Annotated in this window: 26 protein-coding genes; 10 read left to right on the top strand and 16 right to left on the bottom strand. The window is 47.7% G+C overall.

The annotated features are described in order from the left end of the window. The first annotated feature begins 111 nt into the window (after positions 1-111). Positions 112-1,146, top strand: a complete 1,035-nt coding sequence (locus D0T92_RS09870) for an AbrB family transcriptional regulator (RefSeq protein WP_151052447.1) — start codon at positions 112-114, stop codon at positions 1,144-1,146. Positions 1,147-1,218: 72 nt separating this feature from the next. Here the strand turns inward: D0T92_RS09870 and D0T92_RS09865 are convergent, their stop codons facing one another. The 6 genes from D0T92_RS09865 to iscR form a co-directional block, all read right to left on the bottom strand. Continuing rightward, positions 1,219-1,755, bottom strand: a complete 537-nt coding sequence (locus tag D0T92_RS09865) for an inorganic diphosphatase (protein WP_151052445.1) — start codon at positions 1,753-1,755, stop codon at positions 1,219-1,221. Positions 1,756-2,018: 263 nt separating this feature from the next. After that, positions 2,019-2,339 (bottom strand): iron-sulfur cluster assembly protein IscA, encoded by a 321-nt coding sequence (gene iscA, locus D0T92_RS09860; protein WP_151052443.1) that lies wholly within the window; start codon positions 2,337-2,339, stop codon positions 2,019-2,021. Next, positions 2,336-2,614: a recombinase RecA gene (locus D0T92_RS09855; protein ID WP_151052441.1), complete on the bottom strand. Its 279-nt coding sequence runs from the start codon at positions 2,612-2,614 to the stop codon at positions 2,336-2,338. Before D0T92_RS09855 ends, iscA begins: the two co-directional genes overlap by 4 nt. A 167-nt stretch (positions 2,615-2,781) precedes the next feature. Further along, positions 2,782-3,168: a Fe-S cluster assembly scaffold IscU gene (gene iscU, locus D0T92_RS09850; protein WP_151052439.1), complete on the bottom strand. Its 387-nt coding sequence runs from the start codon at positions 3,166-3,168 to the stop codon at positions 2,782-2,784. A gap of 87 nt (positions 3,169-3,255) precedes the next feature. Then, the gene (locus tag D0T92_RS09845) at positions 3,256-4,470 is read right to left on the bottom strand and encodes an IscS subfamily cysteine desulfurase (protein ID WP_151052437.1); all 1,215 of its coding nucleotides are present in this window, start codon (positions 4,468-4,470) and stop codon (positions 3,256-3,258) included. A 50-nt stretch (positions 4,471-4,520) separates the two neighbouring features. Beyond that, positions 4,521-4,964, bottom strand: coding sequence for a Fe-S cluster assembly transcriptional regulator IscR (gene iscR / locus D0T92_RS09840; protein WP_151052435.1), 444 nt, complete (start codon positions 4,962-4,964; stop codon positions 4,521-4,523). A 423-nt stretch (positions 4,965-5,387) separates the two neighbouring features. Here iscR and D0T92_RS09835 point away from each other — a divergent pair, with 423 nt between their 5' ends. From D0T92_RS09835 to D0T92_RS09815, 5 genes are all read left to right on the top strand, one after another. Continuing rightward, a complete protein-coding gene (locus D0T92_RS09835; RefSeq protein ID WP_151052433.1) occupies positions 5,388-6,560 on the top strand; it encodes an alpha-hydroxy acid oxidase in 1,173 nt (390 codons plus the stop codon). A 98-nt stretch (positions 6,561-6,658) separates the two neighbouring features. Continuing rightward, positions 6,659-7,006, top strand: coding sequence for a helix-turn-helix domain-containing protein (locus D0T92_RS09830; RefSeq protein ID WP_151049971.1), 348 nt, complete (start codon positions 6,659-6,661; stop codon positions 7,004-7,006). Continuing rightward, the gene (locus D0T92_RS09825; protein ID WP_151050639.1) at positions 6,946-7,806 is read left to right on the top strand and encodes an IS3 family transposase; all 861 of its coding nucleotides are present in this window, start codon (positions 6,946-6,948) and stop codon (positions 7,804-7,806) included. Before D0T92_RS09830 ends, D0T92_RS09825 begins: the two co-directional genes overlap by 61 nt. A gap of 246 nt (positions 7,807-8,052) precedes the next feature. Further along, a complete protein-coding gene (locus D0T92_RS09820) occupies positions 8,053-9,204 on the top strand; it encodes an ATP phosphoribosyltransferase regulatory subunit (protein WP_151052431.1) in 1,152 nt (383 codons plus the stop codon). A 17-nt stretch (positions 9,205-9,221) separates the two neighbouring features. Beyond that, a complete protein-coding gene (locus D0T92_RS09815) occupies positions 9,222-10,520 on the top strand; it encodes an adenylosuccinate synthase (RefSeq protein WP_151052430.1) in 1,299 nt (432 codons plus the stop codon). A gap of 74 nt (positions 10,521-10,594) precedes the next feature. Here the strand turns inward: D0T92_RS09815 and trpB are convergent, their stop codons facing one another. The 9 genes from trpB to D0T92_RS09770 all read right to left on the bottom strand — a co-directional run bounded on the left by trpB (position 10,595) and on the right by D0T92_RS09770 (position 21,202). Beyond that, positions 10,595-11,797 carry a tryptophan synthase subunit beta gene (trpB, locus tag D0T92_RS09810; RefSeq protein WP_151052428.1) on the bottom strand — a complete coding sequence of 401 codons (1,203 nt, stop codon included), beginning with the start codon at positions 11,795-11,797 and terminating at the stop codon, positions 10,595-10,597. A gap of 185 nt (positions 11,798-11,982) precedes the next feature. After that, positions 11,983-12,600, bottom strand: a complete 618-nt coding sequence (locus D0T92_RS09805) for a phosphoribosylanthranilate isomerase (RefSeq protein WP_151052426.1) — start codon at positions 12,598-12,600, stop codon at positions 11,983-11,985. Between the two features lie 98 nt (positions 12,601-12,698). After that, positions 12,699-14,117, bottom strand: coding sequence for a Trk system potassium transporter TrkA (gene trkA, locus D0T92_RS09800; RefSeq protein WP_151052424.1), 1,419 nt, complete (start codon positions 14,115-14,117; stop codon positions 12,699-12,701). 243 nt (positions 14,118-14,360) lie between these two features. Next, complete coding sequence (gene secB, locus D0T92_RS09795) at positions 14,361-14,795, bottom strand: protein-export chaperone SecB (protein ID WP_151052422.1); 435 nt, start codon at positions 14,793-14,795, stop codon at positions 14,361-14,363. A gap of 53 nt (positions 14,796-14,848) precedes the next feature. Beyond that, on the bottom strand, positions 14,849-15,115 hold the full coding sequence (grxC, locus tag D0T92_RS09790) for a glutaredoxin 3 (RefSeq protein WP_151052420.1): 267 nt from the start codon (positions 15,113-15,115) through the stop codon (positions 14,849-14,851). A gap of 79 nt (positions 15,116-15,194) precedes the next feature. Next, positions 15,195-16,910: a single-stranded-DNA-specific exonuclease RecJ gene (gene recJ, locus D0T92_RS09785; RefSeq protein WP_151052419.1), complete on the bottom strand. Its 1,716-nt coding sequence runs from the start codon at positions 16,908-16,910 to the stop codon at positions 15,195-15,197. Positions 16,911-17,137: 227 nt separating this feature from the next. Then, complete coding sequence (gene ccsB, locus D0T92_RS09780; protein ID WP_151052417.1) at positions 17,138-18,334, bottom strand: c-type cytochrome biogenesis protein CcsB; 1,197 nt, start codon at positions 18,332-18,334, stop codon at positions 17,138-17,140. A gap of 68 nt (positions 18,335-18,402) precedes the next feature. Beyond that, entirely contained in the window at positions 18,403-20,412 is a 2,010-nt protein-coding gene (locus tag D0T92_RS09775; RefSeq protein WP_151052415.1) for a cytochrome c biogenesis protein ResB, read from the bottom strand. Positions 20,413-20,578: 166 nt separating this feature from the next. Continuing rightward, a complete protein-coding gene (locus D0T92_RS09770) occupies positions 20,579-21,202 on the bottom strand; it encodes a c-type cytochrome (RefSeq protein ID WP_151052413.1) in 624 nt (207 codons plus the stop codon). A 142-nt stretch (positions 21,203-21,344) separates the two neighbouring features. On the opposite strand from D0T92_RS09770, the gene yihA reads away from it, so the two are divergent. Both yihA and D0T92_RS09760 read left to right on the top strand, forming a co-directional pair. Then, positions 21,345-21,974, top strand: coding sequence for a ribosome biogenesis GTP-binding protein YihA/YsxC (gene yihA, locus D0T92_RS09765; protein WP_151052410.1), 630 nt, complete (start codon positions 21,345-21,347; stop codon positions 21,972-21,974). A gap of 156 nt (positions 21,975-22,130) precedes the next feature. Further along, positions 22,131-23,588, top strand: coding sequence for a TrkH family potassium uptake protein (locus tag D0T92_RS09760; protein ID WP_151052408.1), 1,458 nt, complete (start codon positions 22,131-22,133; stop codon positions 23,586-23,588). An 85-nt stretch (positions 23,589-23,673) separates the two neighbouring features. Here the strand turns inward: D0T92_RS09760 and D0T92_RS09755 are convergent, their stop codons facing one another. Beyond that, complete coding sequence (locus D0T92_RS09755) at positions 23,674-24,609, bottom strand: LysR family transcriptional regulator (RefSeq protein ID WP_151052406.1); 936 nt, start codon at positions 24,607-24,609, stop codon at positions 23,674-23,676. A gap of 138 nt (positions 24,610-24,747) precedes the next feature. On the opposite strand from D0T92_RS09755, the gene D0T92_RS09750 reads away from it, so the two are divergent. Then, positions 24,748-25,065 (top strand): GIY-YIG nuclease family protein, encoded by a 318-nt coding sequence (locus D0T92_RS09750; RefSeq protein WP_151052404.1) that lies wholly within the window; start codon positions 24,748-24,750, stop codon positions 25,063-25,065. Between the two features lie 42 nt (positions 25,066-25,107). Next, the gene (gene ubiG / locus D0T92_RS09745; protein WP_151052402.1) at positions 25,108-25,824 is read left to right on the top strand and encodes a bifunctional 2-polyprenyl-6-hydroxyphenol methylase/3-demethylubiquinol 3-O-methyltransferase UbiG; all 717 of its coding nucleotides are present in this window, start codon (positions 25,108-25,110) and stop codon (positions 25,822-25,824) included. The last annotated feature ends 40 nt before the right edge of the window (positions 25,825-25,864 follow it).

The following is a 25,864-nucleotide window of genomic DNA, read 5'->3' as shown; positions in this document are numbered from 1 at the left end:
TTCGGCGAACAGTTTGATATTGTATGGGGGGTTGATTGCATCATTGTTTATCGGTAATGTGATTTTATTGGCTCTGAATATCTTCTTGATCGGCTTTAAAATGGCTGAATAATGGCTTCGATAAAATATCTATCCGGTTTTATGATTGCTTTGGGTGGTGCTTGGTTGGCCGATGTCACCCATATACCGATTCCCTGGCTGCTCGGCCCGTTGCTGGCAACGGCTGTTTTTGGGTTGAACGGGGTGCCGGTTCGTGCGCCGGCATGGTCTACCAAAACCGGCCTGATGGTTATCGGTCTTTCGCTCGGCCTGTATTTCACCCCGCAGATGGCGGCGATATTGTTGACTTATTGGCCGCTGATGATCTTCGGCATGTTGTTTTCCCTATCGTTGGGTATTTTCGGTAGTCTGTTTATGTATCGCCGTGCTAAGGTTGATTTTGCAACGGCTTGGTATGCTTCGGCTATGGGCGGGGCCAGCCAGATGGCTTATATGGCTGCTGAGAAAGGGGCGGATATTGGTAAAGTGGTGTCGGCACACTCTTTGCGGGTGCTGATGATTGTGACCATTGTGCCGTTTTTTTATCAATATATGGGTTTTCACAATACCGATAGCGGTAATTTGGCTTACAACACGTCCGTTCATTGGTTCGGGTTGCTTGGGTTGTTTGTGTGCGGCTATGCGTGTGCGCGTTTGTTTGAATGGTTTAAGTGGACGAATCCGTGGACATTCGGCCCGTTGGCCGCAGCCACTTTATTGACGTTGTGCGAAATTCATCTTTCGGCTATTCCGTCGTCTATCTCGCATATCAGCCAGCTTGTTATCGGGTGGTCGTTGGGCAATAAGTTTGTGCCGGGTTTTTTCCGGAGTGCGCCGCGATTGCTGACGGTGGTGGCGGTTAATGTGGCGGTTTCGTTGTTATTAACCGCATTGGTTACCTATTTATTGGCCAATACGGTGGCGGTGTCACTGCCTACTTTAGGGCTGGGGCTGGCACCGGGCGGGGTAACGGAAATGACGATTACGGCTAAGACCTTACGATTAGGCGTGCCTTTGGTGACGGCATTTCATGTTTCCAGAATGGTGGTGGTTATTGGCACGGCCGATGTGTTGCATCGTTTTTTTGCCCGTTTTTTTGTGAAATGATGGAACCGATTCTGCTATATACAACAGGCCGTCTGAAATCTTTCAGACGGCCTGTGTTTAATAAAGAAAGCTTTATTTTGCTTGCGCGTTCCAGCGTTCGATAGATTCTTTAATAACCGCTTTGGCTTCCGCTACATCGCCCCATGATTGTACTTGGGTGGAGCCCGGTTTTTTCAGGGCTTTGTAGTTGTTGAAATGGAATTCGATTTGTTTGATTAATTGGGCGGGCAAGTCGCTCAGGCTGTTATAGGCGTTGCCGTTGTTGCGGTCGTCTGCCGGTACGCATACGATTTTGTCGTCTACTTCGCCATCGTCGACAAATTTCATCACGCCGATAACTTTGGCTTCTAAAAAGACACCGGTTGCCAAAGGCTGTTCGGTAATCAACAATACATCGAGTTCGTCGCCGTCTTCATCTAATGTTTGCGGAATAAAGCCGTAGTTGGTCGGTTTGGCAAAAATAGCAGGTTCTACACGGTCGAGTTGGAATGCGGCAACTTTGCGGTTCCATTCGATTTTGTGGTTGCTGCCAGCAGGAATTTCGTTGACAACGTTGATAATGCCGCCGTCTACATCGCCGGGAGTTAGGATTTTATTGAAATCAGCCATTGTATTTTCCTTGATTCGTATCGGTTTCGGATGGGGGCGAGTATAGCATATCTGCTGCTGAAACCTAATGGCCGTAGGGGTGGGCGATAAGGTTTATGAATGATTTTGATGATATTGAAAAGGCCGTCTGAAAAAAATATTTCAGACGACCTAGAATTTTATGAGGCCATAAAATCAGACAAGGTATTGAGATTATGGCAAAACAGTTTTCAGACGGCCTGTATGATTGAAAATAGGCCGTCTAAAACTGAATAGGGCAATCATCAAACGTGGAAGCTTTCGCCGCAACCGCATTCGTCTTTCACGTTTGGGTTTTGGAATTTAAAGCCTTCCTGCAAACCTTCTTTGGTGTAGTCCAATTCGGTACCGTCTAAATAAACGTGGCTTTTGGGATCGACAAAGACTTTCACGCCGAAACCTTCAAACACCATATCTTCGGGTTGGACTTCATCCACAAATTCCAAAGTATAGGCCATGCCTGAGCAGCCACTGGTTTTTACGCCCAAGCGGATGCCTTCGCCTTTACCACGTTTGGTAAGAAAGTTTTGGATATGATTGGCTGCTTTTTCGGTAAGGGTAATCATGTCTGTTTATTTTCCGTTTTATAGGTTGGCTTTGGGGAGACCGACTGTTGTTGTGCCCATGCAATAGCATTGCTGATCGCAGCTTTTGCCTGTGGGCTGTTTTTCCAGCAGGTTGAGCCGGTAAGTGCCGAACCTTGTGTTAAAACATCATCTATATTGGCACAGGCCAGAGTCGACACGCTATCTAAACCCATTTGTTGTAAGCGTTGCAATATGGTTTTGCCAATGCCTTTTTGTGCCAATAGGGATTGGATTTCCGTTTCGCTGAACGGCATGGCTTTTCCTTTATATCAACCAATTGTATTGGTATGTTTTCAGCTGAAGAATGTGCCAATTATTATTCCGGATATGGAAGAAACCATTATCCGTGCCAACAGCGGCAATGAGCTATGCCGCTATGATCGAAAGATAGGATAAGGCGGAGAGCCGCACACACCTTACTTTATTCGCCGCCGTGTTTCTTTTTATAGTCGGAAACTGCGGCTTTAATCGCGTCTTCAGCCAAGATAGAGCAGTGTACTTTTACTGGTGGCAGTTCCAGTTCTTCGGCAATCTGGTTGTTTTTAATCGATAAAGCTTCGTCCAAGCTTTTGCCTTTTACCCATTCGGTAATTAGTGATGAAGAGGCAATGGCAGAACCGCAACCGTAGGTTTTAAATTTGGCATCTTCAATTACGCCGTTATCGTTTACTTTGATTTGGAGTTTCATTACGTCGCCGCAGGCCGGGGCGCCGACCATGCCGGTACCGACGTCGTTGTCGTCTTTGTCAAAAGAGCCGACGTTACGGGGGTTTTCGTAATGATCAATTACTTTATCGCTATATGCCATGATAGGGTTCCTTGTGTATTGGTATGGTTGTTCGTTTCGTTTGGCCGTCTGAAACCGTTTCAGACGGCCGATTGTTTCCGGTTATTCTTAATGTTCGGCCCATTCTACAGTATTCAAGTCAATGCCTTCTTTAAACATTTCCCATAATGGGGAAAGTTCGCGCAGTTTGCCGATTTTGGATTTAATTAAATCGGCGGCATAGGCCATTTCTTCTTCGGTGGTCATGCGGCCGAAGCTAATACGTAGGGAAGAGTGCGCCAGCTCATCGTTACGGCCTAGGGCGCGTAAAACATACGAGGGTTCCAAAGAGGCAGACGTACAGGCCGAACCGCTGGAAACAGCCAATTCTTTCACGGCCATAATCAGGCTTTCACCTTCTACAAAGTTAAAGCTGACATTTAGGTTGGTAGGCACGCGTTTGTCTAAATCGCCGTTGATATAAACTTCTTCAATGCCTTCGATGCCTTTTAAGAAGATATCGCGTAATTTCAAAGCGTGTTCGCGGTCTTTGTCTAACTCTTCACGAGCCAAGCGGAATGCTTCACCCATGCCGACGATTTGGTGTGTCGGCAATGTACCGCTTCGGAAACCGCGTTCATGGCCGCCACCGTGCATTTGTGCTTCAAGGCGTACGCGCGGTTTGCGGCGTACATACATAGCGCCGATACCTTTAGGGCCGTAAATTTTGTGAGCGGATAAGCTCATCAAATCTACTTTGGCGGCTTCTACGTCAATCGGTGTTTTCCCTGCAGCTTGAGCAGCATCGACGTGGAAAATAATTTTGTTTTCGCGGCAGATTTCACCAATTGCGGGAATATCTTGAATCACGCCGATTTCATTGTTCACCCACATCACAGAAACCAAAATGGTATCGGGGCGGATGGCGGCTTTGAGCTCTTCCAAGTCAATCAGGCCGTTATCTTGTACACCTAAATAAGTGACTTCAAAGCCCTGACGTTCCAATTCGCGCATAGTGTCGAGCACGGCTTTATGCTCGGTTTTAACGGTAATCAGGTGTTTGCCTCTGGTTTTATAAAAGTGTGCCGCACCTTTGATGGCCAGATTGTCTGATTCGGTTGCGCCGCTGGTAAAAACAATCTCTTTGGCATCGGCATTAATCAATTTGGCAATTTCCAAACGGGCATTCTCAACCGCTTCTTCTGCCGTCCAGCCGAAACTATGGCTGTTGGATGCGGGGTTGCCGAATTGCTCGGTCAGGTAGGGAATCATTTTTTCTGCAACACGCGGATCAACCGGTGTGGTGGCAGCGTAGTCAAGGTATATCGGGGTTTTAACAGTCATGGTTGGTGGTCTCTTTCGTTTTTATTTATATGGTTCGTATCATTATACATTTAATGAATATGGGTAAAATTAATCACGTGGCCGTGGTTTTCATTGTTTTGGTCAACCACATTCTGCAAGGTAACGTTGCTTAGATAGTCATTGATGATTTTATTCAGACTTTCCCATAGTTCGTGGGTAACGCAAGCATGTCCGTTATTGCAGTTTCCTCTACTGCCGCACTGTGTCGCATCAAGGCAGTCTTCTGCGGCAGCAATGATTTGGGCAATATTGATTTGGGTGGCCGGCGCTGCAAGAATATACCCGCCTCCGGGGCCGCGTAGGCTCTCTACCAATTCGGCTCGACGAAGTTTGCTGAATAGTTGTTCCAAATAAGAAAGAGAAATATTCTGCCTCTCGCTAATGGCGCTTAATTTTACCGCACCGCTTTGGGCGTTCATCGCCAAATCTATCATGGCAGTGACGGCAAAGCGGCCTTTGGTGGTCAGTCGCATGGTGTGCCTGTTTTAAAATTATTCGGTGGGTTTGTGTTGTATCTTGAGGGCGATTGTCTAATATCTGAGTGATTTAGTCAAGTATATATTGGCGGAGCATTGTCTGCCGCTATAAAAGGCATAGCATTTTTTCAGACGGCTTATAATTAATCTGTTAGTGTTAGATGGAAGTTTTCTTTTTATGTAGATAACAATAATTTATGAAGTTTAATATGAGTAGGATTAGGGTTGAAAATGTAGGGTAATATTTATAGGTAGTCTTGGCATAGTTTATCTATTAAGCTTATAAAGCATTTGCAATATGCTTGTGCTTGGTATAGATTGATAGGGATTATCAAGTAGCCGATAGTGAGCCCATCTAAAACTATTTGGCTTTATTTATTGTTTATTAATAGAAATAATGTATTTTTTAAGGTAGATGACATGAAACGTGATTTGAGTAAAATGACCTGTATCGAAGATTTGCGCCTGATGGCGCAACGTAAAGTACCGAAAATGTTTTACGACTACGCTGATTCGGGTTCGTGGACTGAAAGAACTTATCGTGACAATACCACTGATTTCCAAGATATTAAATTCCGCCAACGTATTTTGGTAGATATGGAAAACCGCAGCTTGGAAACCAAAATGATTGGCCAAGATGTGAAAATGCCGGTTGCGATTGCCCCGACAGGGTTTACCGGTATGCAACATGCCGACGGTGAAATCTTAGCCGCCCGTGCAGCGGAAAAATTCGGCGTGCCTTTCTCGCTTTCTACGATGTCTATCTGCTCAATTGAAGATATTGCAGAAAATACCAGTGCGCCTTTTTGGTTTCAGCTTTATGTCATGCGTGACCGTGAGTTTATGGAGAATTTGGTTAAGCGCGCCCAAGCGGCACAATGTTCGGCATTGATTCTGACGGTTGATTTACAAGTTTTGGGGCAACGCCATAAAGATATTAAAAACGGTTTGTCTGCGCCACCGAAACCGACTATTCCTAATATGATTAATTTGGCCACCAAACCCGAATGGTGTATGAAAATGCTGAATACCAAGCGGCGCACATTCGGCAATATTGTCGGCCATGCTAAAAATGTAACCGATTTGTCTTCGCTGTCGTCTTGGACAGCCGAGCAGTTTGACCCTGCATTGAGTTGGGATGATGTTGCCCGCATTAAAGATTTATGGGGTGGCAAACTGATTCTGAAGGGTGTGATGGAGCCTGAAGATGCAGAACTGGCTGTGAAAAGCGGTGCCGATGCGTTGGTGGTTTCCAATCATGGCGGACGCCAGCTTGACGATACGATTTCTTCTATTAAAGCCCTGCCGGATATTGTGAGCGCAGTGGGTAATGATATTGAAGTATGGCTTGATAGCGGTATCCGCAGTGGTCAGGATATTCTTAAAGCTTGGGCATTGGGTGCGCGCGGTACTATGATCGGTCGTGCCTTCCTTTATGGATTGGGTGCTTACGGTGAAGAAGGTGTTACTCGTGCGCTGGAAATCCTTTATAAAGAAATGGATGTTTCTATGGCCTTTACCGGTAACCGCAATATTCATGATGTAACCCGCGATATTTTGGTAAAAGGTACTTATCCGACTACTACGGATTGATATCGTAGATTCAAGCATATTGAAAAGGCCGTCTGAAACCTATGAACTGCACCCCAAAAGTTGGACACTCCTCCAACCCATTAAGGTGCAGTTTTCTTATGAGCAAATATACATTAGACTTTAAATACCAAGCCGTGCAATATTATCAGCGCGTACGCAGCCAACAGCGTACTGCCGATCACTTTAATATTTCCCGTACCCATTTACGCCGTTGGATAGCCGCATACAACCAAGGCGGCATCCGCGCACTTGAGCATCCGCAGGCCATTATGATCATCAAACGCAAAAACCCCTTTATCGTCGATAAACCCGACCACGAAAAAACACAGGCGGAACTAATCGAAGAGTTGCGCTATATGCGGGCGGAGAACGACTATCTAAAGGAATTAAAAGCCCTCAGGCAGAAAGAAGCGGTCGCCAAAAAAGCGAAGCCGTCCAAGCACTGAGGGCAAAACATCCGCTTAAATACCTGCTGCACAGTGCTGCACTGCCCAAAAGCAGCTTTTATTACCACCACGGCCGTCCCGACCCGGACGAACAGGACAAAGCCGCCGTTGCCGAAGTTTATGCCCGCCATCAAGGGCGTTACGGATACAGGCGGATTGCCGCCACTTTGTCATGGAATAAGAAAAAGGTTATCCGTTTGATGAAACTGTTGCAATTGAAAGCCAAAGTGCGTCCGAAAAAAGCCTACCGCCATCCGGCAATGGGCGAACCGTCGGATAATATTCTGAACCGCCGCTTTGAGGCGCAAAAGCCCAATGAGAAATGGCTGACGGATGCCACCGAATTCAAGTGCAGCAATGGCAAACTGTATCTGTCACCGATATTGGATGTATTTAACCGCGAAATCGTCGCTTATGCGATGAGCCGCCGCCCGAACAGCGAGATGGTGGAAAGAATGCTGAATGATGCGGTCTGCAAACTGACAAAGGCAGATAAAGTGCTGCTGCATTCCGATCAAGGTGTGCTGTACCGTACGGAAGCCTACCGCCGCACGTTGGCAGAACACGGCATAGTGAAAAGTATGTCGCGTAAAGGCAATTGTTGGGACAATGCACCGATGGAAAGCTTCTTTGCGATACTGAAGACGGAATGCTTTTATCAGGAAGGCAAAGTTTCGACAACAGAGCTGATGCAGACAATAGATGACTATATACGATACTACAATCATGACAGATGTAGTTTGAAATTGAAAAAGCTGAGTCCTGTGGCATACAGAACCCAGCTCGAAAAGGCAGCCTGAAAAGGCTTTTATGTTTGTCCAAGATTTGGGGGTCAGATCACTATTCAGACGGCCTTTATTCTGATGTGTTCAAAACAGGCTGCACGAATTTGTTGTTTTATGTTAAAGTCTGATTTTAATCATCACATGGCAGATTTGTCTGCTGTACGGGGCTGTTTGAATTAAAATCAGGTTCTCCGCAGAATTGTTTAAATTTTGCCCGATTTTAAGTTAAGCAGCCTTCCTCATGCTTACGGAAAGAGTCTCATGCAGTCTTGGCAGCTACCCGAACATATTGCCGATATATTACCTTCGACCGCACGCGAATTGGAGAGTGTGCGCGAACAATTATTAGGTTTGTTCCGCGTGCACGGATATGAGCTTGTGCATCCTCCTTTAATGGAATACAGCCATTCTCTGCTTACCCGTATCGATACCGGATTGTCGTTAAAAACCATCCGTGTGGTTGATCAGTTGAGCGGTAGGCAGTTAGGTATCCGTGCCGATATCACCCCGCAGGTTGCCCGTATTGATGCCCATTTGTTGTCCGCCAATAATGGCATTAACCGCTTGTGCTATGCTGGCTCGGTATTGCATGCCCGTCCGGATGGTTTTTTGAATACGCGCGAACCTTTGCAGGTGGGGGCGGAACTATACGGCTTTGCTGATGTGGCGGCCGATGTCGAACTAATTGATTTAATGCTGAAAAGTGTTGCCGTGGCCGAGTTTGGCGATATTTTGCTGTCGCTCGGGCATATCGGTGTATTCCGTGCATTGGCTAAAGCGGCTGATTTAAGTGAACAGCAGGCGGAACAATTGTTGTCGCTGATGCAGGATAAAGATGCCAATGAGGTGCGTGCACAGGTGGAGGAGTGGAAGCTCGATGGTATGTGGGCGAAAGCTTTTTCTCTGTTGCCGACATTGTATGGCTCGCGGGAAGTGGTGGCCGAAGCCCGCACGAAACTGCCTGATTTATTCGCAGTTGGGCAGGCTTTAGACGAATTGCAGGCTGTTTGTGATGCTTTCCCGCAGCAAAATATCCATATCGATTTATCTGAACTACGTGTTGATAACTATCATACGGGGTTACTTTATGCCGCTTATGGCTCAAGTTGCCATGATGCGATCGCACGTGGCGGCCGTTATGACGGATTGGGTGTCTATTTTGGCCGTGCCCGCCCGGCGACCGGTTTCAGTTTCGATTTGCGCATGTTTATCGGGCGGTTACCACATAGCCCGCGCATGCCGATGATTGCAGTTGATCACAAAGATGTGGCGGCCGCGCATGAAGTGATTGAACAATTACGTGCCGAAGGGCATTGTGTGGTTGTGGATTACGGTATGGACTATAACGGTAACAAAAATACGACGCGCCGTCTTGTGGAGCAAGACGGTAAGTGGAACATTATTGACGTGTAAATAACAGGTTGGAAATTATGGCTAAAAACGTAGTAGTTATCGGCGCTCAATGGGGCGACGAAGGCAAAGGTAAAATTGTAGACTGGTTGGCGGAACAAACTTCCGGGGTGGTACGTTTTCAAGGCGGCCATAATGCAGGTCATACTTTGGTGGTGGGCGGCAAGAAAACCATTCTGCGCCTGATTCCCAGTGGGATTCTTCATGAAAATTTGGAATGCTTTATCGGCTCGGGTGTTGTGGTCAGCCCGGAAGCATTGTTGGGCGAAATCGACGAATTAAACCAGGCAGGTGTAAAGAATGTGGAAGGCCGTCTGAAAATCGCCCCGACCGCCACTTTGATTCTGCCTTACCATATTGCTTTGGATCAGGCACGTGAAGCCTCTCGCGGCAGCGGCAAAATCGGCACGACAGGCCGCGGTATCGGCCCGGCTTATGAAGACAAAGTAGCTCGCCGCGCCATCCGTATGGTGGATTTATTCGATATTGAAAAATTAAAGGCCAAATTAGAAAGCAATATTGAATATTACAATGTTCAGTTAAAACATCTGCATGGTGCCGAAGCGGTTAAATTTGAAGATGTGCTGGCGGTTGTTGAAAAATTCTGTACACGCATCAAGCCGATGATTGCCGATGTGTCGCGTACCCTATATGAAAAAAATCAAAAAGGTGAATGCCTGTTGTTTGAAGGTGCGCAGGGTACGCTGTTGGATATCGACTATGGTACTTATCCGTTCGTTACTTCATCCAACTGCTTGGCCGGTGCGGCTTCTGCCGGTGCGGGTGTGCCGCCGCAAATGTTGAATTATGTATTGGGTATTGTGAAAGCCTATACGACCCGTGTAGGTTCCGGCCCGTTCCCGACCGAATTATTCGATGAAATCGGTGCCGGTTTGGCCGAGCGCGGCCATGAATTCGGTTCCGTGACCGGTCGTGCCCGCCGTTGCGGTTGGTTTGATGCTGCGGCCTTAAAACGCTCGATTCAGATTAACGGCATTTCCGGTATGTGTATTACCAAATTGGATGTGATGGACGGCATTGAAGAAATCAAAATCTGTACCGGCTATCAATTGCCGGACGGCAGCAAAACCGATATTTTGCCTTTCGGTGCCAATGCCGTTGCCGGTTGCGAACCGATTTATGAAACCATGCCGGGTTGGACGGAATCGACTTTCGGGGTGAAAGAATTCGATAAGCTGCCCGATAATGCTAAAGCATATCTGAAGCGTATTGAAGAAGTATGCGGCGCACCGGTAGCGATTGTATCCACCGGCCCCGACCGTGAAGAAACCATTGTTTTGCAACATCCATTTGCTTAATTGGTTATCTGAGTAGTTTCAATATAAAAGGCCGTCTGAAAATATTTTCAGACGGCCTTGTTGATTGAAATTATTTACAATTCAATACCTTTTAGTTTCGCAACGGTATTAATGTCTTTATCACCGCGGCCGGATAAGTTGACCAAAATCACTTGGTCTTTTTGCATTTTCGGCGCTTCGGCAACAGCCCAAGCCAAAGCATGGCTGGATTCTAGGGCGGGGATAATGCCTTCGTAGCGGCACAATAAATCAAAAGCTTCCAGTGCGGCATCATCATTGGCGGCGTAGTATTCGGCGCGGCCGATATCGGCAAGGTGGCTATGTTCGGGGCCGATGCCGGGATAATCCAAACCGGCGGATACGGAATGGGTGCCGACTACTTGGCCGTGTTCATCCTGCATCAGATAGCTGCGGAAACCGTGGAGGACGCCGATAGGGGCTTTGCTGCTGATGGGGGCGGCATGTTCGGTGGTGTCGATGCCGAGTCCGCCGGCTTCTACACCGACTAAGCGCACGCCGGTTTCCGCTATATAAGGGTGGAACAGGCCGATGGCGTTGGAACCGCCGCCAACACAGGCAACGGCAATATCAGGTTGTCTGCCGATGGCTTCGAGCATTTGGGTTTTGGCTTCATTGCCGATCACGCATTGGAAGTCGCGCACCATTTCGGGGTAGGGCGCGGGGCCTGCGGCGGTGCCGATAATATAGAAGGTGTCATCCACACGGGCGACCCATTCGCGCATGGCTTCATTCATGGCGTCTTTCAATGTGCGCGAACCACTTTCTACGCCGATAACGTTGGCACCGAGCAGTTTCATACGGAATACATTGGGGGCTTGGCGTTGGATATCGTCGGCACCCATGTAAACATGACATTCCATACCGAAGCGGGCGGCAACGGTGGCAGTGGCGACTCCGTGCTGGCCGGCACCGGTTTCCGCAATCACGCGTTTTTTGCCCATGCGTTTGGCTAACAGCGCCTGCCCGATGGTGTTGTTGACTTTGTGCGCACCGGTGTGGTTGAGGTCTTCACGCTTGAGCCAGATTTGTGCGCCGCCGAGTTTTTGGCTGAGGCGTTCGGCGTGGTAAACGGGGCTGGGACGGCCGACATAATGCTTTAAATCATGATGGAATGCTGCCCAAAAGGCGGGATCGTTTTTGGCTTCCTGATAAGCCTGCGCTAATTCTTTTAACGCGGGAATCAGGGTTTCGGACACATAAATACCGCCGTGTTCGCCGAAAAAGCCTTGTTGGTCTGGGAAGTGGTAATTTTGCATAAAACAATCCTTCGTGATTGGGGTAGCGGTGTTGGGAGACGGCAGGCCGTCTGAAAAGATTTATATTTTAGCAGCTTCACTGTTGTCGGTTATATTTGTTTTGATAGTCAAACGGCGGCTGTTTTGATGGTTTAGGCCGTCTGAAACTGCTTCAGACGGCTTTGGCATTTATGGGGCAATGCCGGTTATTTTGCAGCACGGGCGGCCTGTAAAAATGCAGCCATTTTTTGCGGGCACTTGATACCGGGGGTACTTTCTACGCCGCTGGAAACATCAATAGCCGTTGCGCCGGTGAGGGCAATTGCGGCGGCGGTATTCTCGGGGGTGAGCCCGCCGGAAAGCACCCAGTGCCCGGATAGGGTTGCGGGCAGCATCTGCCAATCGAAGCGGTGTCCGGTGCCGCCGTATTCGCCATCGACATAGGCATCGAATAAAACCGCGCGGGCATCGGCAAATTGCTCGATGGCAGCGGTAATACCTGCGGTATCCTGTACGCGTACGGCTTTGATATAAGGCCGTCTGAAACCACGGCAAAATTCGGGTGTTTCATCGCCGTGAAACTGAATAATATCAATGTGAACTTGCGCCAGAATATCGTTGATACGTTCGGCACTTTCATTCACAAATAAGCCGACCACGCTCACAAACGGCGGCAGGGCTTGAACAACGGCTTGTGCTTGTTGAATGTTAACAGCCCTTTTGCTTTTGTCGTAAAACACCAAACCGATAGCATCCACCCCTAATTCCGCTGCTGCGCGGGCATCTTCGGGGCGGGTGAAACCGCATATTTTGGTTCTGACCATATTTTTCAGCTTTCTATAGTTCCGAGTGGGAACGCTTTTTATATTTGGGGAGGCCGTCTGAAAAAGTTTCAGACGGCCTAAGTATTTAAATAGCCGGATTAGCCGAAGAAGCCCATTTTGACTTCAATCAGTTTTTCCAATTCACGCACGACACGGCGGCGGGAAACGAAGAAGATAATATGGTCGTCGGCTTCTATGACGGCATCTTCTTTGTGTCCCATAATCACTTCGTCGCCCCGCACGATGGCGGTGACATGGCAGCCGGACGGCCATTTGACTTCTGAAACGCGCCTGCCGACTAGGGCGGAGGTGTTTTTATCGCCGTGTACAACGGCTTCGATAGCTTCGGCCGTGCCGCGGCGCAAGGGGTGGACGGCTACTACGTCGCCGCGCCGGATATAGGCCAATATCGAGCCGATGGTTACCAAGTGGGGCGAAACAACGATATCGATTTTATTGCCTTCCAATAAATCAACGTAGCTGGAACGGTTCACAATCGAAATCACCCTTTTGGCACCAAGGTTTTTGGCCAACAGGCTCGACATAATATTGTTTTCATCGTCGTTGGTGAGGGCGCAGAATACGTCGATTTCATCAATATATTCTGCTTCGAGCAAGGCTTCATCCGAAGCGGAACCTTGTAGCACCAAAGAGGTATCAAGATTTTCGGCTAACCATGCGGCACGGTTGGTGCTGTATTCAACGATTTTGATATCGTATTGATTTTCTAGCTGTTTGGCCAAACGGTAGCCGATATTACCGCCACCGGCGATCATAATACGGCGGTTTTGCTGCTCTTTCGGCCGCAACTCGCGCATAATAACGGCCACGTTTTCGCTTGCTGCAACAAAGAATACTTCATCGCCTTCAATAATCACGGTTTGGGCGGAAGGAACAATCAGATGGTTGTTACGGTAAATTGCGCAAATCTGACAATCGGCTCCTTCGGGGAGGTGAAGGTTAATCTGAGAAATTTCTTTGCCGACCAGCAAACCACTTTTGTGCGCCTGTACGATAACCATGCGTGCTTTATCGTCGGCAAAACGTAATACTTGCAATGCACTGGTGTAGTTGATTAAGCCGATAAGCCGTTCGGTTACCAATTGTTCGGGGCTGATGGATTCGGTAATGTCGAAACAGGCCAGGCTGTTGTTTTGCTCTTTATCTTTGTCGGTAATCGGGTTTTCGGTTTGATATTCCAGATAGTCAGTAGAGCGCACGCGGGCGATACGGCTGGGGATATTAAATAGATCGGCCGCCAATTTGCAGGCGACAATATTGGTTTCGTCGTTACGGGTCAATGCCAGAAGCAAATCGGCATCGGCCGCACCTGCTTGTGCCAATACCATAGGCGAAGCGCCGTTTCCTAATACGGTTTGAACATCCAAGCGGCTGGCCATATTGTGTAAGGCGTGTTCGTCTATATCAATAATGGTGACATCGTTGGCGGGAATGGAGGCGAGGTTGTTGGCGACGGTGGAGCCGACTTGTCCGCTGCCGAGTATTAATATTTTCACGTGGTATGCCGTTTTATTCAATCATCAGAGGCTGTATTTTAATGGTGTTTCGGTGCTTTTTAAAGGAAAGTCCGATTTAGGTTGTGATACAGGGGGGAATTATTGGAAATAAGCCCGATGATATGGGTGGTTTGGCTGTGTATCCGCATCGCTATAAAATTGAAATGATGCCGATGTTTATGGATAAACAGGCCGTCTGAAAAATATTCAGACGGCCTGTTATATATCAAAGAACTCAACGGCTTAAGCGTTGCCTTCTTGTGATTGCTGGTACATGGCTTCGAAGTTAATCGGTGCCAACAATACGGGCGGGAAACCGGCGCGGCTGATGGTTGAAGAAATCGCTTCGCGTGCGTATGGGAAGAGAATATTCGGGCAGGCTACGGCCAACAGTAATTTCACATCTTCTTCAGGAATATTTTCCAAACGGAAAATGCCGCTTTGCGATACTTCATTGAGGAACATTACTCGATCGTTTTCCAGTTTGGCGGTCACGGTCACGGTCACGGTGACTTCATGGAAGCCTTCTTCGAGTTGTTGGCTGTCGGTAGCGACACGCATATCGACTTCCGGCTCGCCTTGTTCCAAAAAGACTTTAGGTGCGTGCGGCACTTCTAAAGACATATCTTTTACATACAGTTTTTCAATGCTGAATACAGGTTGGCGTTCTTCACTCATGATTACGCTTTCTTTCTAAAAATTGTGCTGCCGGGGCAGCGGGAAGGGAAGTTTTATTCTTTCTCGCCGTCCAGCAGGCTTTGTAGTTCGCCTTGCTGGTGTAGCTTGTGTAAGTCGGTAAAGCCACCGACATGGGTTTCACCGATAAAAATTTGCGGCACGGTTCGTTGGCCTGTGATTTGCTGCATTTCGTTGAAATCTTCAGGGTTTTGGTCGATACGGATTTCTTCGATATCGGTCACACCTTGCTGATTTAAAAGTTTTTTAGCCATAGTGCAATAAGGGCAGTAGGGGCCGGTATACATTTTAACGTGTTGCATAATATTGGCTTGTCCTGTTTTAGGGTTGTGCAAAGTATTCTTCCACTATATGGGCAATAAGTCTTTTTTACAAGATGCTTTAAGCAGCTTCCCAATAGTCGATATAAAGTTGCAGTTCGATATTGTTGCGCCATTCATTGGCGACAGGGCGGTAAACCGTGCGTATTTTGGGTGGGATTTCTTCTGTACAACGCCAAAACATAGCCTCAAACTCATGACCGTCTTTTTGCAGCCATACTTTTTTATGGTTTACCCCCATCGCCTGTTGACGGATAACGGCGAATTCGTCGGTAAAACTCGGGGGGGCGAATCCTTGTCCCCACACTTGGCGGGCAAGGTGTTGGGCGTGGGCGAGGGTAATATCGGCAGCGGGCAGGCTGCCGTCGGTCAGGTAGGTTTGGGATAAATCATCCGCGCACAGTAGGCTGCTCACTGTTTGTTCAAAGGCCGTCTGAAAAGCAGGGATATTGTCGGCATGTATGCTTAAACCGGCCGCCATGGCATGTCCGCCGAATTTGAGTATCAGATCGGGGTGGCGTTTCGATACCAAATCAAGTGCGTCGCGCAGGTGTAGTCCGGGAATGGAACGGCCGGAACCGCGAACCTCACCGTCGCCGGCAGGGGCGAAGACAATGGTTGGGCGGTAGAAACGGTCTTTCAGACGGCTGGCGACAATACCGACCACCCCCTGATGGAAATCATTGCGGTAAGCCACTAGAGTGGTTTGTTCCGGCGGCAGGGTGTCCGGAAAACCATTGATGGCGTCTTGCAACATGGATTGCTCGATTTCACGCCGCTCGATATTTAAATCGTTCAAACGGGCGGCAAGGCTTTGACCCTCTTCAATATTGTCTGCCAACAGGCAGGCAATGCCGACCGACATATCATCCAACCTGCCGGCGGCATTGATGCGCGGGCCGAGGGCAAAGCCCATATCGAACGGTTGCGCTTTACGCCAGTCGCGCCGTGCGATTTCAAACAGAGCGCGGATACCGGGGCGCATTTTGCCGGCACGGATGCGTTTGAGGCCTTGCGACACCAGAATGCGGTTATTGTGGTCGAGAGAAACAACATCGGCAATGGTGCCGAGGGCGACCAAGTCCAGATATTCGGCCAGATTGGGTTCTTGGGGATGGCCGGGTTGCGGATTTTGGGCGGTGGTGAAATAACTGCGTTGTCTCAATTCGGCGCGCAATGCCATCAATACATAAAAAATCACACCGACCCCTGCCATGCTTTTACTGGCAAAGGTACAGCCCTGTTGGTTGGGATTGACAATAATACAGCTTGGTACGGTATCGGCGGGCAGATGGTGGTCGGTAATGATCACATCAATACCGAGCTGTTGCGCCCGTTCTACGCCGGCTATGCTGGCAATACCGTTATCAACCGTAATCAGCAGTTGGGTATTTTGTTCGGCGGCCATTTCGGCCAGTTCGGGGGTGAGGCCGTAACCGTGTTCGAAACGGTTGGGAACGAGAAAATCCACCCTGGCACCCATAGCGCTTAAGCCCTTTACACCGACAGTACAGGCTGTTGCGCCGTCGGCATCATAGTCGGCCACAATCAGGATTTTTTCTTTGCGCTCAATGGCGTCGGCCAGCCTTTCGGCGGCTTGGGTACAGTTTTTCAGGGTTTGATAGGGCAGTAGGGCGTTAAGTTTGTCGTCTAACTCTGCCGGTGTGGTGATATGGCGGGCGGCGCATAAACGCGCCAGTAGCGGATCGGCACCTGCTTGAATCAGGGTTTGGCAGGCAGTTTGATCGATAGTACGGGTACGGATTTTGACAGACATAAAAAGCAGGGCGGGCGGTAAAGGTATTATTTATTGTAACGCGGAATGAGTATTTTCAGACGGCTTGGTTGTTTTATAAGGTTCAAAATAACAAACCGTACAGATAATTGTTTAAATATATCAGATATTACCGGTGTATGGTGGAGATATTTTATATTTATAGGGAAAGTAAACAGGCCGTCTGAAAATTCTTTCAGACGGCCTCTTTTAATGAGTTAAGTGGATGATTAGAGTTCGCCGTAAGAATGCAAACCGCTTAAAAACATATTCACGCCGATAAAGGCGAAAGCGGTAATAAATAGGCCGATAACTGCCCACCATGCCAATACTTTGCCGCGCCAGCCGGCAACCAGGCGTAAGTGCAGCCAAATGGCATAGTTCAGCCAAACGATAAAGGCCCAAGTTTCTTTCGGATCCCAACTCCAATAGCGTCCCCATGCGTCTGCTGCCCAGAGTGCGCCGAGAATGGTGGCGATGGTGAAGAATAAAAAGCCGACAGCAATTGCTTTATACATCACTTCTTCAATGGCTTGAGATTCGGGTAGCCATGATTTTTTACCGGCGGTTTCACTACGGATAGCCAATAGTTCGGCAATACCGAGCATGGCAGACATACAGAATGCGCCGTAGCCGATAAAGTTGGCAGGTACGTGTATTTTCATCCACCAAGATTGTAGGGCGGGAATCAGCGGTTGGATGGCATGCGCCTCGCGTGACAGGCTGTACCATAAAACAAATATCACCACGACGGCCATAAACGACAATACGAAGCCGCCGAGTTTTTGGATGGCGAATTTGCTTTCGTAATAGAGATACATCAGCGCGGTAATCACCAAAAACAAGATAAAGACTTCATAAAGATTGGAAACGGGAATGTGGCCGGCATCGGGGCGCAGCAGATAACTTTCGTGCCAGCGAACGAGCAAGCCGGTAAAGCCGGCCAGCGCCGAAATCCAAGTGAGGTTTGAGGCGATACCCAATAGGGTGTTGGTCGGTGCTTGGTTCTTACGGGTGAGTAGCGCGCCTGCTATATAACAGAGTAGGGCCAGAAATATGCTGGCGCACTGCCACATAATCGCCGATTGGCTGCTGAGGAAATATTTCAGAACGAAACGGTCGGCTTGTGCGATGTCTCCGTTATAGAAGGTCACACCGATATAAGCTAAAAAGACGCTGGCAATAATAAAAACACGTAGTGGTTTGAAAAACCAACCCAATAGAATAGAGGCCGCGCAACTAATCCATAAAATGGCGATTTCGTAGATATCCATATTATGGCCGACGTGAAGCTGTGAGAATACAGCCACCATGGTCATAATCAAGGCGAAGCCCCAGTCCCAGCTATTGAGGCGGCGTAGAAAGGTTTTTTGTTCCAGTAGGATATGTTGTGCTGCTTTATCCGTACTTTTGATGGTTGGGTTCATGTTTGCATACCTCGTTGGATGCGGGTCGTTATTTTTCAATGGCCGTCTGAAAAATATCAGAACGGTTATTAGTGATTTAAATCTTTGGCCAGTGTTTCTAAATCGGCAGTATGTTTGGGAAATTCTTTTTGTAAATCGCGTTCGTTGCGTGAGGACGACATGGAAAAGCGTATTCCGGTTTGGTCAAATAGCAGCCATGCGCGTTTTTCACGAATGTAAAACATAAAGATAGTACCTAATACCAACAATACCGAACCTAAATAAACCAATGATGCGCCCGGAGAACGGGTCATTTGTAGGCCGGACGAGCGTACTTCTTTATAGCCGCTTAATTGTAACAAGACTGGAGCAGGGTAGGCGGTGAGGCCGGTATAGGCTTCCATACTGTGAATTAGAAAGCGGTTGCGTGCTTCCGGATCTTGCCATTCGGGCAGGTTATAAGTTCGAATTGCTTCGTCTAAAACGGTATTCAAAGTGCTGTAAACAATTCTTGAAGAAAAATTCCATACGGTTTCTCGATCGGCTTCGGGGGTGCGTGCATTGATGTCGTCACCCAGTGCGACCAGGCCGCCGTTTCTAAAGGTGTTTAATGTGTGTTCCGCTCCTTGAGCAAACGTTCCACGGATATTCGCGGGTGCGGCTTGGGCTGCGTTGCCGATAATGCGTTTTAACACAGCCGGATCGTTGATCAGTTCGCGTATGGCCATGAAAGTATCGATACTGCCGTTTGAATCGGTGGGGATACGCAGCCAGCGGTATTGCTGTTCCAAACCGGTTCTGGTGCCGGTCAGGTAAAAATAGTCATCATCCTGCCGGATAGGCAGCATATAGTTTTTATATTCAACGGCTTGGCCGGCTTTGTCGCGGATGCGGTAAACAATAGAAGGGCCGATGTTGGTAAATTTTTTGTTTTGTTTTACGCTGCGTACATCATTGATGGCTGTCTGAATCTGTAAAGGTTTGTCTTCAGACGGCATGCTGGTATCTTGTACGTTCATGGCGGTAAATTGGTCGAATTCCAGCTTATATTCTTCTTCACCGATATCAAGAGGGAAAGCTTGCATGGAAACGGCGTCCATCAGGGCGGGTGTGCGGCTGTTGCCGGCAAGATTCCAGGCTTTGAGTTTTAAATCGGAGCCGCCGTCGGCAAAGCTAGCCTGATAAATGGTGATGCCGTCAACGGTCAGCGGGTGGTTAACGCGGATGGTATGTTCGGTTTTTTTGCCTGTTTTACTGTCGGTGACAATCAAATCGCTGGCAAAATCTTTAGGCATGCCGGTATCGTAGTAGTCGATGTGGAAGCGTTTTAATTGGACATCAAAAGGCAAATCTTGAATGAGCATGCCTTTGTCTGCATTCAGAAAAACCACGTTGGTTTTTTGGCCTTCGGCAATATTGACGTTGCCGCGGAAAGAAATATTATTGCTGCCTAATGTGCTTTCCGGTTTGAAATCTTTGGCATAAAGGCTGTCGTTATCCGGAACGATGCTGCCGGTGAGCATGCCGACTTTCAGTAAAAGATTGCTGTCTATCAACCCACCAAGGCAGATAACGATAATGGCGGCATGGGCGAAAATATAGCCCCATTTGTTCATAGCGCCTTTTTTGGCAGCAATCAAGGTAGAACCGTCTTCTCTTTCGGCTTTTTTGGTATTGAAGCCTTGAACTTTCAGGTAACGTTCTGCGATTTCAGGAGTCAGTCCACCTGAAAGTAAAGTACTATGCTTCATGGCTGCCAGTGATTTTTTAGCGGCATTTAAGCGATAAGACTTCATTTCCCTTATAAAAGGGGGAATGTTGCGCCACAGGCACAATCCGGTAGAAATCACCAGAAACAGCATAATCAGCACAAACCATCCTGATGCATAAACATCAAATAAACCTAAGTAGCCGAAAATCTCCGTCCAAAACGGGCCGAATTTAACCACATAGTTGACTTGGGGCTGGTTTTGTTGGAGTACCGTGCCGATAATCGAAGCCACACCCAATAGGCTGAGTAAGGCCACGGCAAAGCGCATGGAGCTTAAAAAAGCAAACCATGGTCTTTTAATCAGCGGGATATGTTTGGTTCGGGTCATAAGTTTTTCCGAATATATTCACATTACCGGGTAAGATTGGTCGGGTGTGATGATATTCATTTGGTTTGTGCTTATCTGATGGTTAAAACTAAAAATAGCTTTCGACCGAAGGCCGTCTGAAAGAAATTCTTTCAGACGGCCTCAACAATCAAGCAAAAAAGTCAGATTAATGCAGGCCTTGAATAAAGTTGGCTACTGCATCTAATTCATCATCGCTCAAACGGCTGGCAATATCGACCATAATGGGGTTTTGGCGCTGGCCGGAACGATAAGCTTTCATTTGTTCGACAATATAAGCTTTGTGTTGGCCGCCTAAACGTGGATAGGCAATAATATCGGTACCGCCGCCCGGCATACCTGCACCGCTGGGGCCGTGGCACGACATACAGGCAGGAATATTTTTAGCAGCCAATCCGCCGCGATAAATTTTTGTACCCAATTCGGCGTTGTCTTTCGGATTGGTTTCGCCCTCTTTGGGGAATTGTGTCGAATAAAAAGCGGCAACGTTACGGATATCCTGATCGGAAAGCGCCGCTACCATCGGCGCCATAGCTGCTGACGCACCGGTTGTCCGTTTACCTTCTTTAATGTCTTTGGTTTGGGTGAAAATATAATATTCGTGTTGTGCAGCCAACTTCGGATACATGGCGATACCGCTGTTACCGTCTGCGGCGTGGCAGGCAGCACAGATGTTGGTGACAATTTCTTTGCCTTTGGCAATATCCGCTTTTGGCGCAGCAGTAACCGCTCCTGCTGCTATGGCCAGGGCGAATAAGGTAAAACGTTTCATGGCAGTGCTCCTAATAACAGCACCACAGAACGCTGCCGTGATGCCCTTTACTATACTCAATGACGGGTTTGTCCTCACCCGACTGAACCGATAATTCTATAATCGTGGTATTCTATAACAAATTCACACAATTTTACCACTTATGAACCTATTTCAAAATGCCAAATTCTTTACCACGGTCAATCATTTGAAAGATTTACCCGATACACCGGCCGAAATTGCCTTTGTCGGACGCAGTAATGCGGGCAAGTCAAGTGCGATTAATACCTTGACCAATCATGTGCGGCTGGCGTATGTGTCCAAAACACCCGGCCGTACCCAGCATATCAATTTTTTTGAATTGGCAGGCGGTGGTTTTATGGTGGATTTGCCCGGTTATGGCTATGCACAGGTTCCCGAGGCAGTGCGCGCGCATTGGGTCGGATTGCTTGGCGATTATTTGCAACACCGCAAACAGCTTATCGGGTTGGTGTTGATTATGGACGCACGCCATCCTTTGAAAGCGTTGGATTTGCGCATGTTGGATTTTTTTCATACTACAGGCCGGCCGGTGCATATTTTACTTTCCAAAGCCGATAAGCTTTCTAAAAATGATCAGATTAAAACATTGGCTGCCGTTAAAAAAGCATTAAAACCTTATGCCGAACGCCAAACTGTTAGTGTGCAGCTTTTTTCCAGTTTGAAAAAACAGGGCATGGAAGAAGTGGGTGAGGTGGTCGGAAAGTGGTTTGAGGCCGATGCTCAGACAGCAACTTCTGCATCGGACGAGTAAAAAATCCAATATAATACTTTTATTTAAAGCTGAACAAGCCTTCATTTTTTGAAACACAATACCTTAAATAATTTTCAGACGGCCTGGTTTGTTGCTACATCATAAATATTATGCCGATTAAGTCATTAAGGCCGTCTGAAAGTTTAAAACTTCTTTATGCAAAAAATCATTCCCATTATTCACATTCTTTCCAAGTTGGGCGTATTTTTTTCAGTACTGCTGCTTGCGCCAACTTTTGTGTCGTATATTTTCTTGGATGATGCGTTCGATGCGTTCAGTCATACTGCGTTGGTGACAATTGTCGGCTCTTGTATTACTTGGTTGTTGACCCGCCGCTATCAGCGTGAATTACGGGTGCGCGACGGATTTACTCTGGTTTTTATGCTTTGGCTCGGATTTGCCGTTGTGGCAGCCATGCCGATTTATCTGTATTTCCCGCAAATGAGCTATATCGACGCATTCTTTGAAGCGATGTCGGGGCTGACCACAACGGGGGCGACGGTAATTACCAGTTTGGATACGCTTGCGCCCTCAATTAACTTTTGGCGGCATATGCTTAACTGGCTCGGCGGTATGGGTATTATTGTGTTGGCGGTCGCCATTTTGCCGATGTTGGGTGTAGGGGGAACGCAACTTTTTAAAGCAGAAATTCCGGGATTGGATAAAGACAGCAAAATTGCACCGCGTATTTCGCAAGTGGCTAAAAAACTTTGGTTTACTTATGCCATTAGTACTTGCGTAGCCTTTATCGCGCTTTATTGGGCCGGTATGAGTTGGTTTGATGCACTTTGCCATGCGATGTCGACGATTTCTTTGGGTGGATTTTCTTCACACGACGACAGTATTGCTTATTTTAATTCGCAGACCATAGAGTTGATTGTGATCGGTATTACAGTATTCGGTGCCATCAGTTTTGTGACGCACATGAGTGCTTTTAGCGAACGTTCACCCGCCCGTTATTGGCGGGATGAGGAAAGTCGTATTCTACTTGCCGTATTGAGTATCAGTATATTGGTGGTGAGTATTTATTTGTGGCAGCAGCAATATTATCCGTCTTTTGGAGAGTCATTACGGTTTACTTCGTTTAACTACGTATCGATTGGCTTATCAAGCGGGTTTGCCAATGCAGATTATGGACAGTGGCCGCTGATTACTTCGCTATGGATGTATTTTCTTGCCAATGTTTTGGCCAGTTCGGGCTCGATGGGCGGCGGCGTGAAAAATGCACGTGCGATTGTTTTGGCTAAATTCAGCTTGCGGGAAATGCTGATTTTGCTGCATCCTAATGCTGTGAGAAATGTCAAGGTAAACGGGCGGACGATTCCAGAGCGAACCGCGTTGACGGTGATGGCTTTTATCTTCGTTTATTTTATGACGGTGGTGCTGTTTACTTTTGTGATGATGGGAACCGGTTTGGATTTTCTCTCGGCCTTTAGTGCGACGGTTGCCTGTATTACCAATGCCGGCCCGGGCTTGGGTGTGGTCGGCCCTGCATCGAATTATGCCGGTTTGAGTGATGTACAAAAGTGGTTGTGTACCATTGTGATGCTGTTGGGGCGTTTGGAGATTTTTACCGTATTGATACTGTTTTCACCGCCTTATTGGAAAAAATAACTTATAGTTTTTTATAGTCGATTTTTTATAGTCGATACAGAGGCCGTCTGAAATTATTCAGACGGCCTGTTGGTTATGTGGCGGATTATTTGGCAGGCATTTCCAATACACTTAAGCCGGGCAGTTCGGCAAAACCGAGTTCGCGTACAATCCGGCAGAAATTATCCAGATAGGTTTTGTCTTGGTCTTCTGTACGCATAGCGGTGTATAGGTTGCTTTGCAAACCGTTTTCGGTAATCTGTCGCGACACCACATAGCCTTTTTCCAAATAAGGCATCACCGTCCAATAAGGTAGGGCGGAAATGCCGCGCCGGCTGGCAACCAGTTGGATAATGGCAATAGTCAGCTCGCTATGACGGCGCGGTGGATTAATGCCTTTGGGTAATAATACTTTGCGCAGCAAGTCCAGCATATCGTCGGGCACGGGGTAGGTGATGAGGGTTTCATCGGCGAAATCTTCGGCTTCCCATATTTTTTTGGCGGCAAGCGGGTGATCTTTGGCACAAATGCCGACCATGCCGTAAGTAAACAGTGGTTGGTAAATAATGCCGGGATGGGGTTCGGCTTCGGAAACAATCGCTAAATCGGCACGGTGTTGTAATAACAGCCCGACCGGATCAGCCTGAAAGCCGGAAACAATATCCAATTCGACTTGCGGCCATAGCGGGCGGAACTCGCCCATGGCCGGCATCAACCAGTCAAAGCAGGTATGGCATTCCACGGCCAACCGCAATTCGCCTGCTTTGCCTTCGATAATTTGTGCCATATCGCGCTCGGCGGCGGCAACTTGGGGCATTAGGTCGCGGGCAAGCTGCAATAGGCGTTCGCCTGCGGGTGTAAAACGAACGGGGGAGGATTTTCGCTCGAACAATGGCGTTTCGTAATAATTTTCCAAAGTGCGGATTTGGTGGGAAAGTGCGGATTGGGTCAGGAAAACGCGTTTGGCAGCTAAAGATACGCTGCCTGTTTCTTCAAGTGCCAGTAAGGTTTTCAGATGGCGCAATTCGATAATGGAGTCCATGTGCGGGCGGCATAATGAAATAAAGACGAAGTACTTATATTAAAAGAATTACACTGTCTGGCAAAGTGTTTTATCAAGATAATGCGGTGCTTTGCGGTACAATGGTTTTTTTACTGAGGCCGTCTGAAAAATAAGTTTATGGTGCTTGCCGAAGCTTCTACGATTTTAAACGGGTTGCCGCATGATGAAGGTGGCGATTGGTGTGTTTACCTGATTTTGTGCGATAACGGTTCATTTTATTGCGGCATCAGCAACCGTCCGCAAGCCCGTTTTGCTGCGCATCAAGCCGGTAAAGGCGCTAAATATACGCGTATGCACAAACCCTTACTGATGCGTTTGGTGTGTACGGATATATCTTATCGTATGGCCTTGCGTGCTGAGAATCAGGTCAAAAAACTCAAAGCAGAGCAGAAGCGCATGCTTTGGGCATCGCTTATAGATTTTCAGACGGCCTGAGTTTGAGATAAAATTGCCACACGTTTAATACGGATAAATCTTATGAATACCGACATACCAACCAATGTTGATCACAGCGAAATCGACAAATTCAGCCGCCTTGCCCATAAATGGTGGGATAAAAACGGTGAATTCAAACCGCTGCACGATATTAACCCCTTGCGCCTGAGTTATATCGACCAATTCGGGCATATTGCCGGAAAAAACGTATTGGATGTCGGTTGCGGCGGCGGTATCCTCACCGAGAGCATGGCCAAACATGGTGCGGCGCATGCAATGGGTATCGATATGGCGGAAAAGTCGTTGAAAACCGCTGAGATACACGCCTTAAGCGAAGGGGTGTCGAATATTGCCTATCGTTGTGTCAGCGTGGAAGACTTGGCCGCGGAACAGCCGCACAGTTTCGATGTGGTGACATGCATGGAAATGATGGAGCATGTTCCCGATCCTGCGTCAGTTATTGCCTCTTGTGCCAAATTGGTGAAGCCGGACGGAGTGGTATTTTTTTCGACCATCAATCGTAATCCCAAATCTTATGTACACGCTATTTTGGGAGCGGAATGTATTTTGGGTCTGGTGCCGCGCGGCACTCATGATTGGCAGAAGTTTATTACCCCGGCAGAGCTGGCGCGTATGAGCCGTGCCGCGGGATTGGATATTATCGGCACCAAAGGATTGGGCTATAATTTGCTAACCCAAACTTATGCCTTAACGGATAACACCGATGTTAACTATATGATTGCGTGTGTGCCGGCATAATCCAATCGGCTTAAATGCAAAAAGGCCGTCTGAAAATTCA

Source organism: Neisseria zalophi (assembly GCF_008807015.1).
GTDB classification, from domain to species: domain Bacteria; phylum Pseudomonadota; class Gammaproteobacteria; order Burkholderiales; family Neisseriaceae; genus Neisseria; species Neisseria zalophi.
This window is presented reverse-complemented; position numbering and strand designations above follow the sequence as displayed.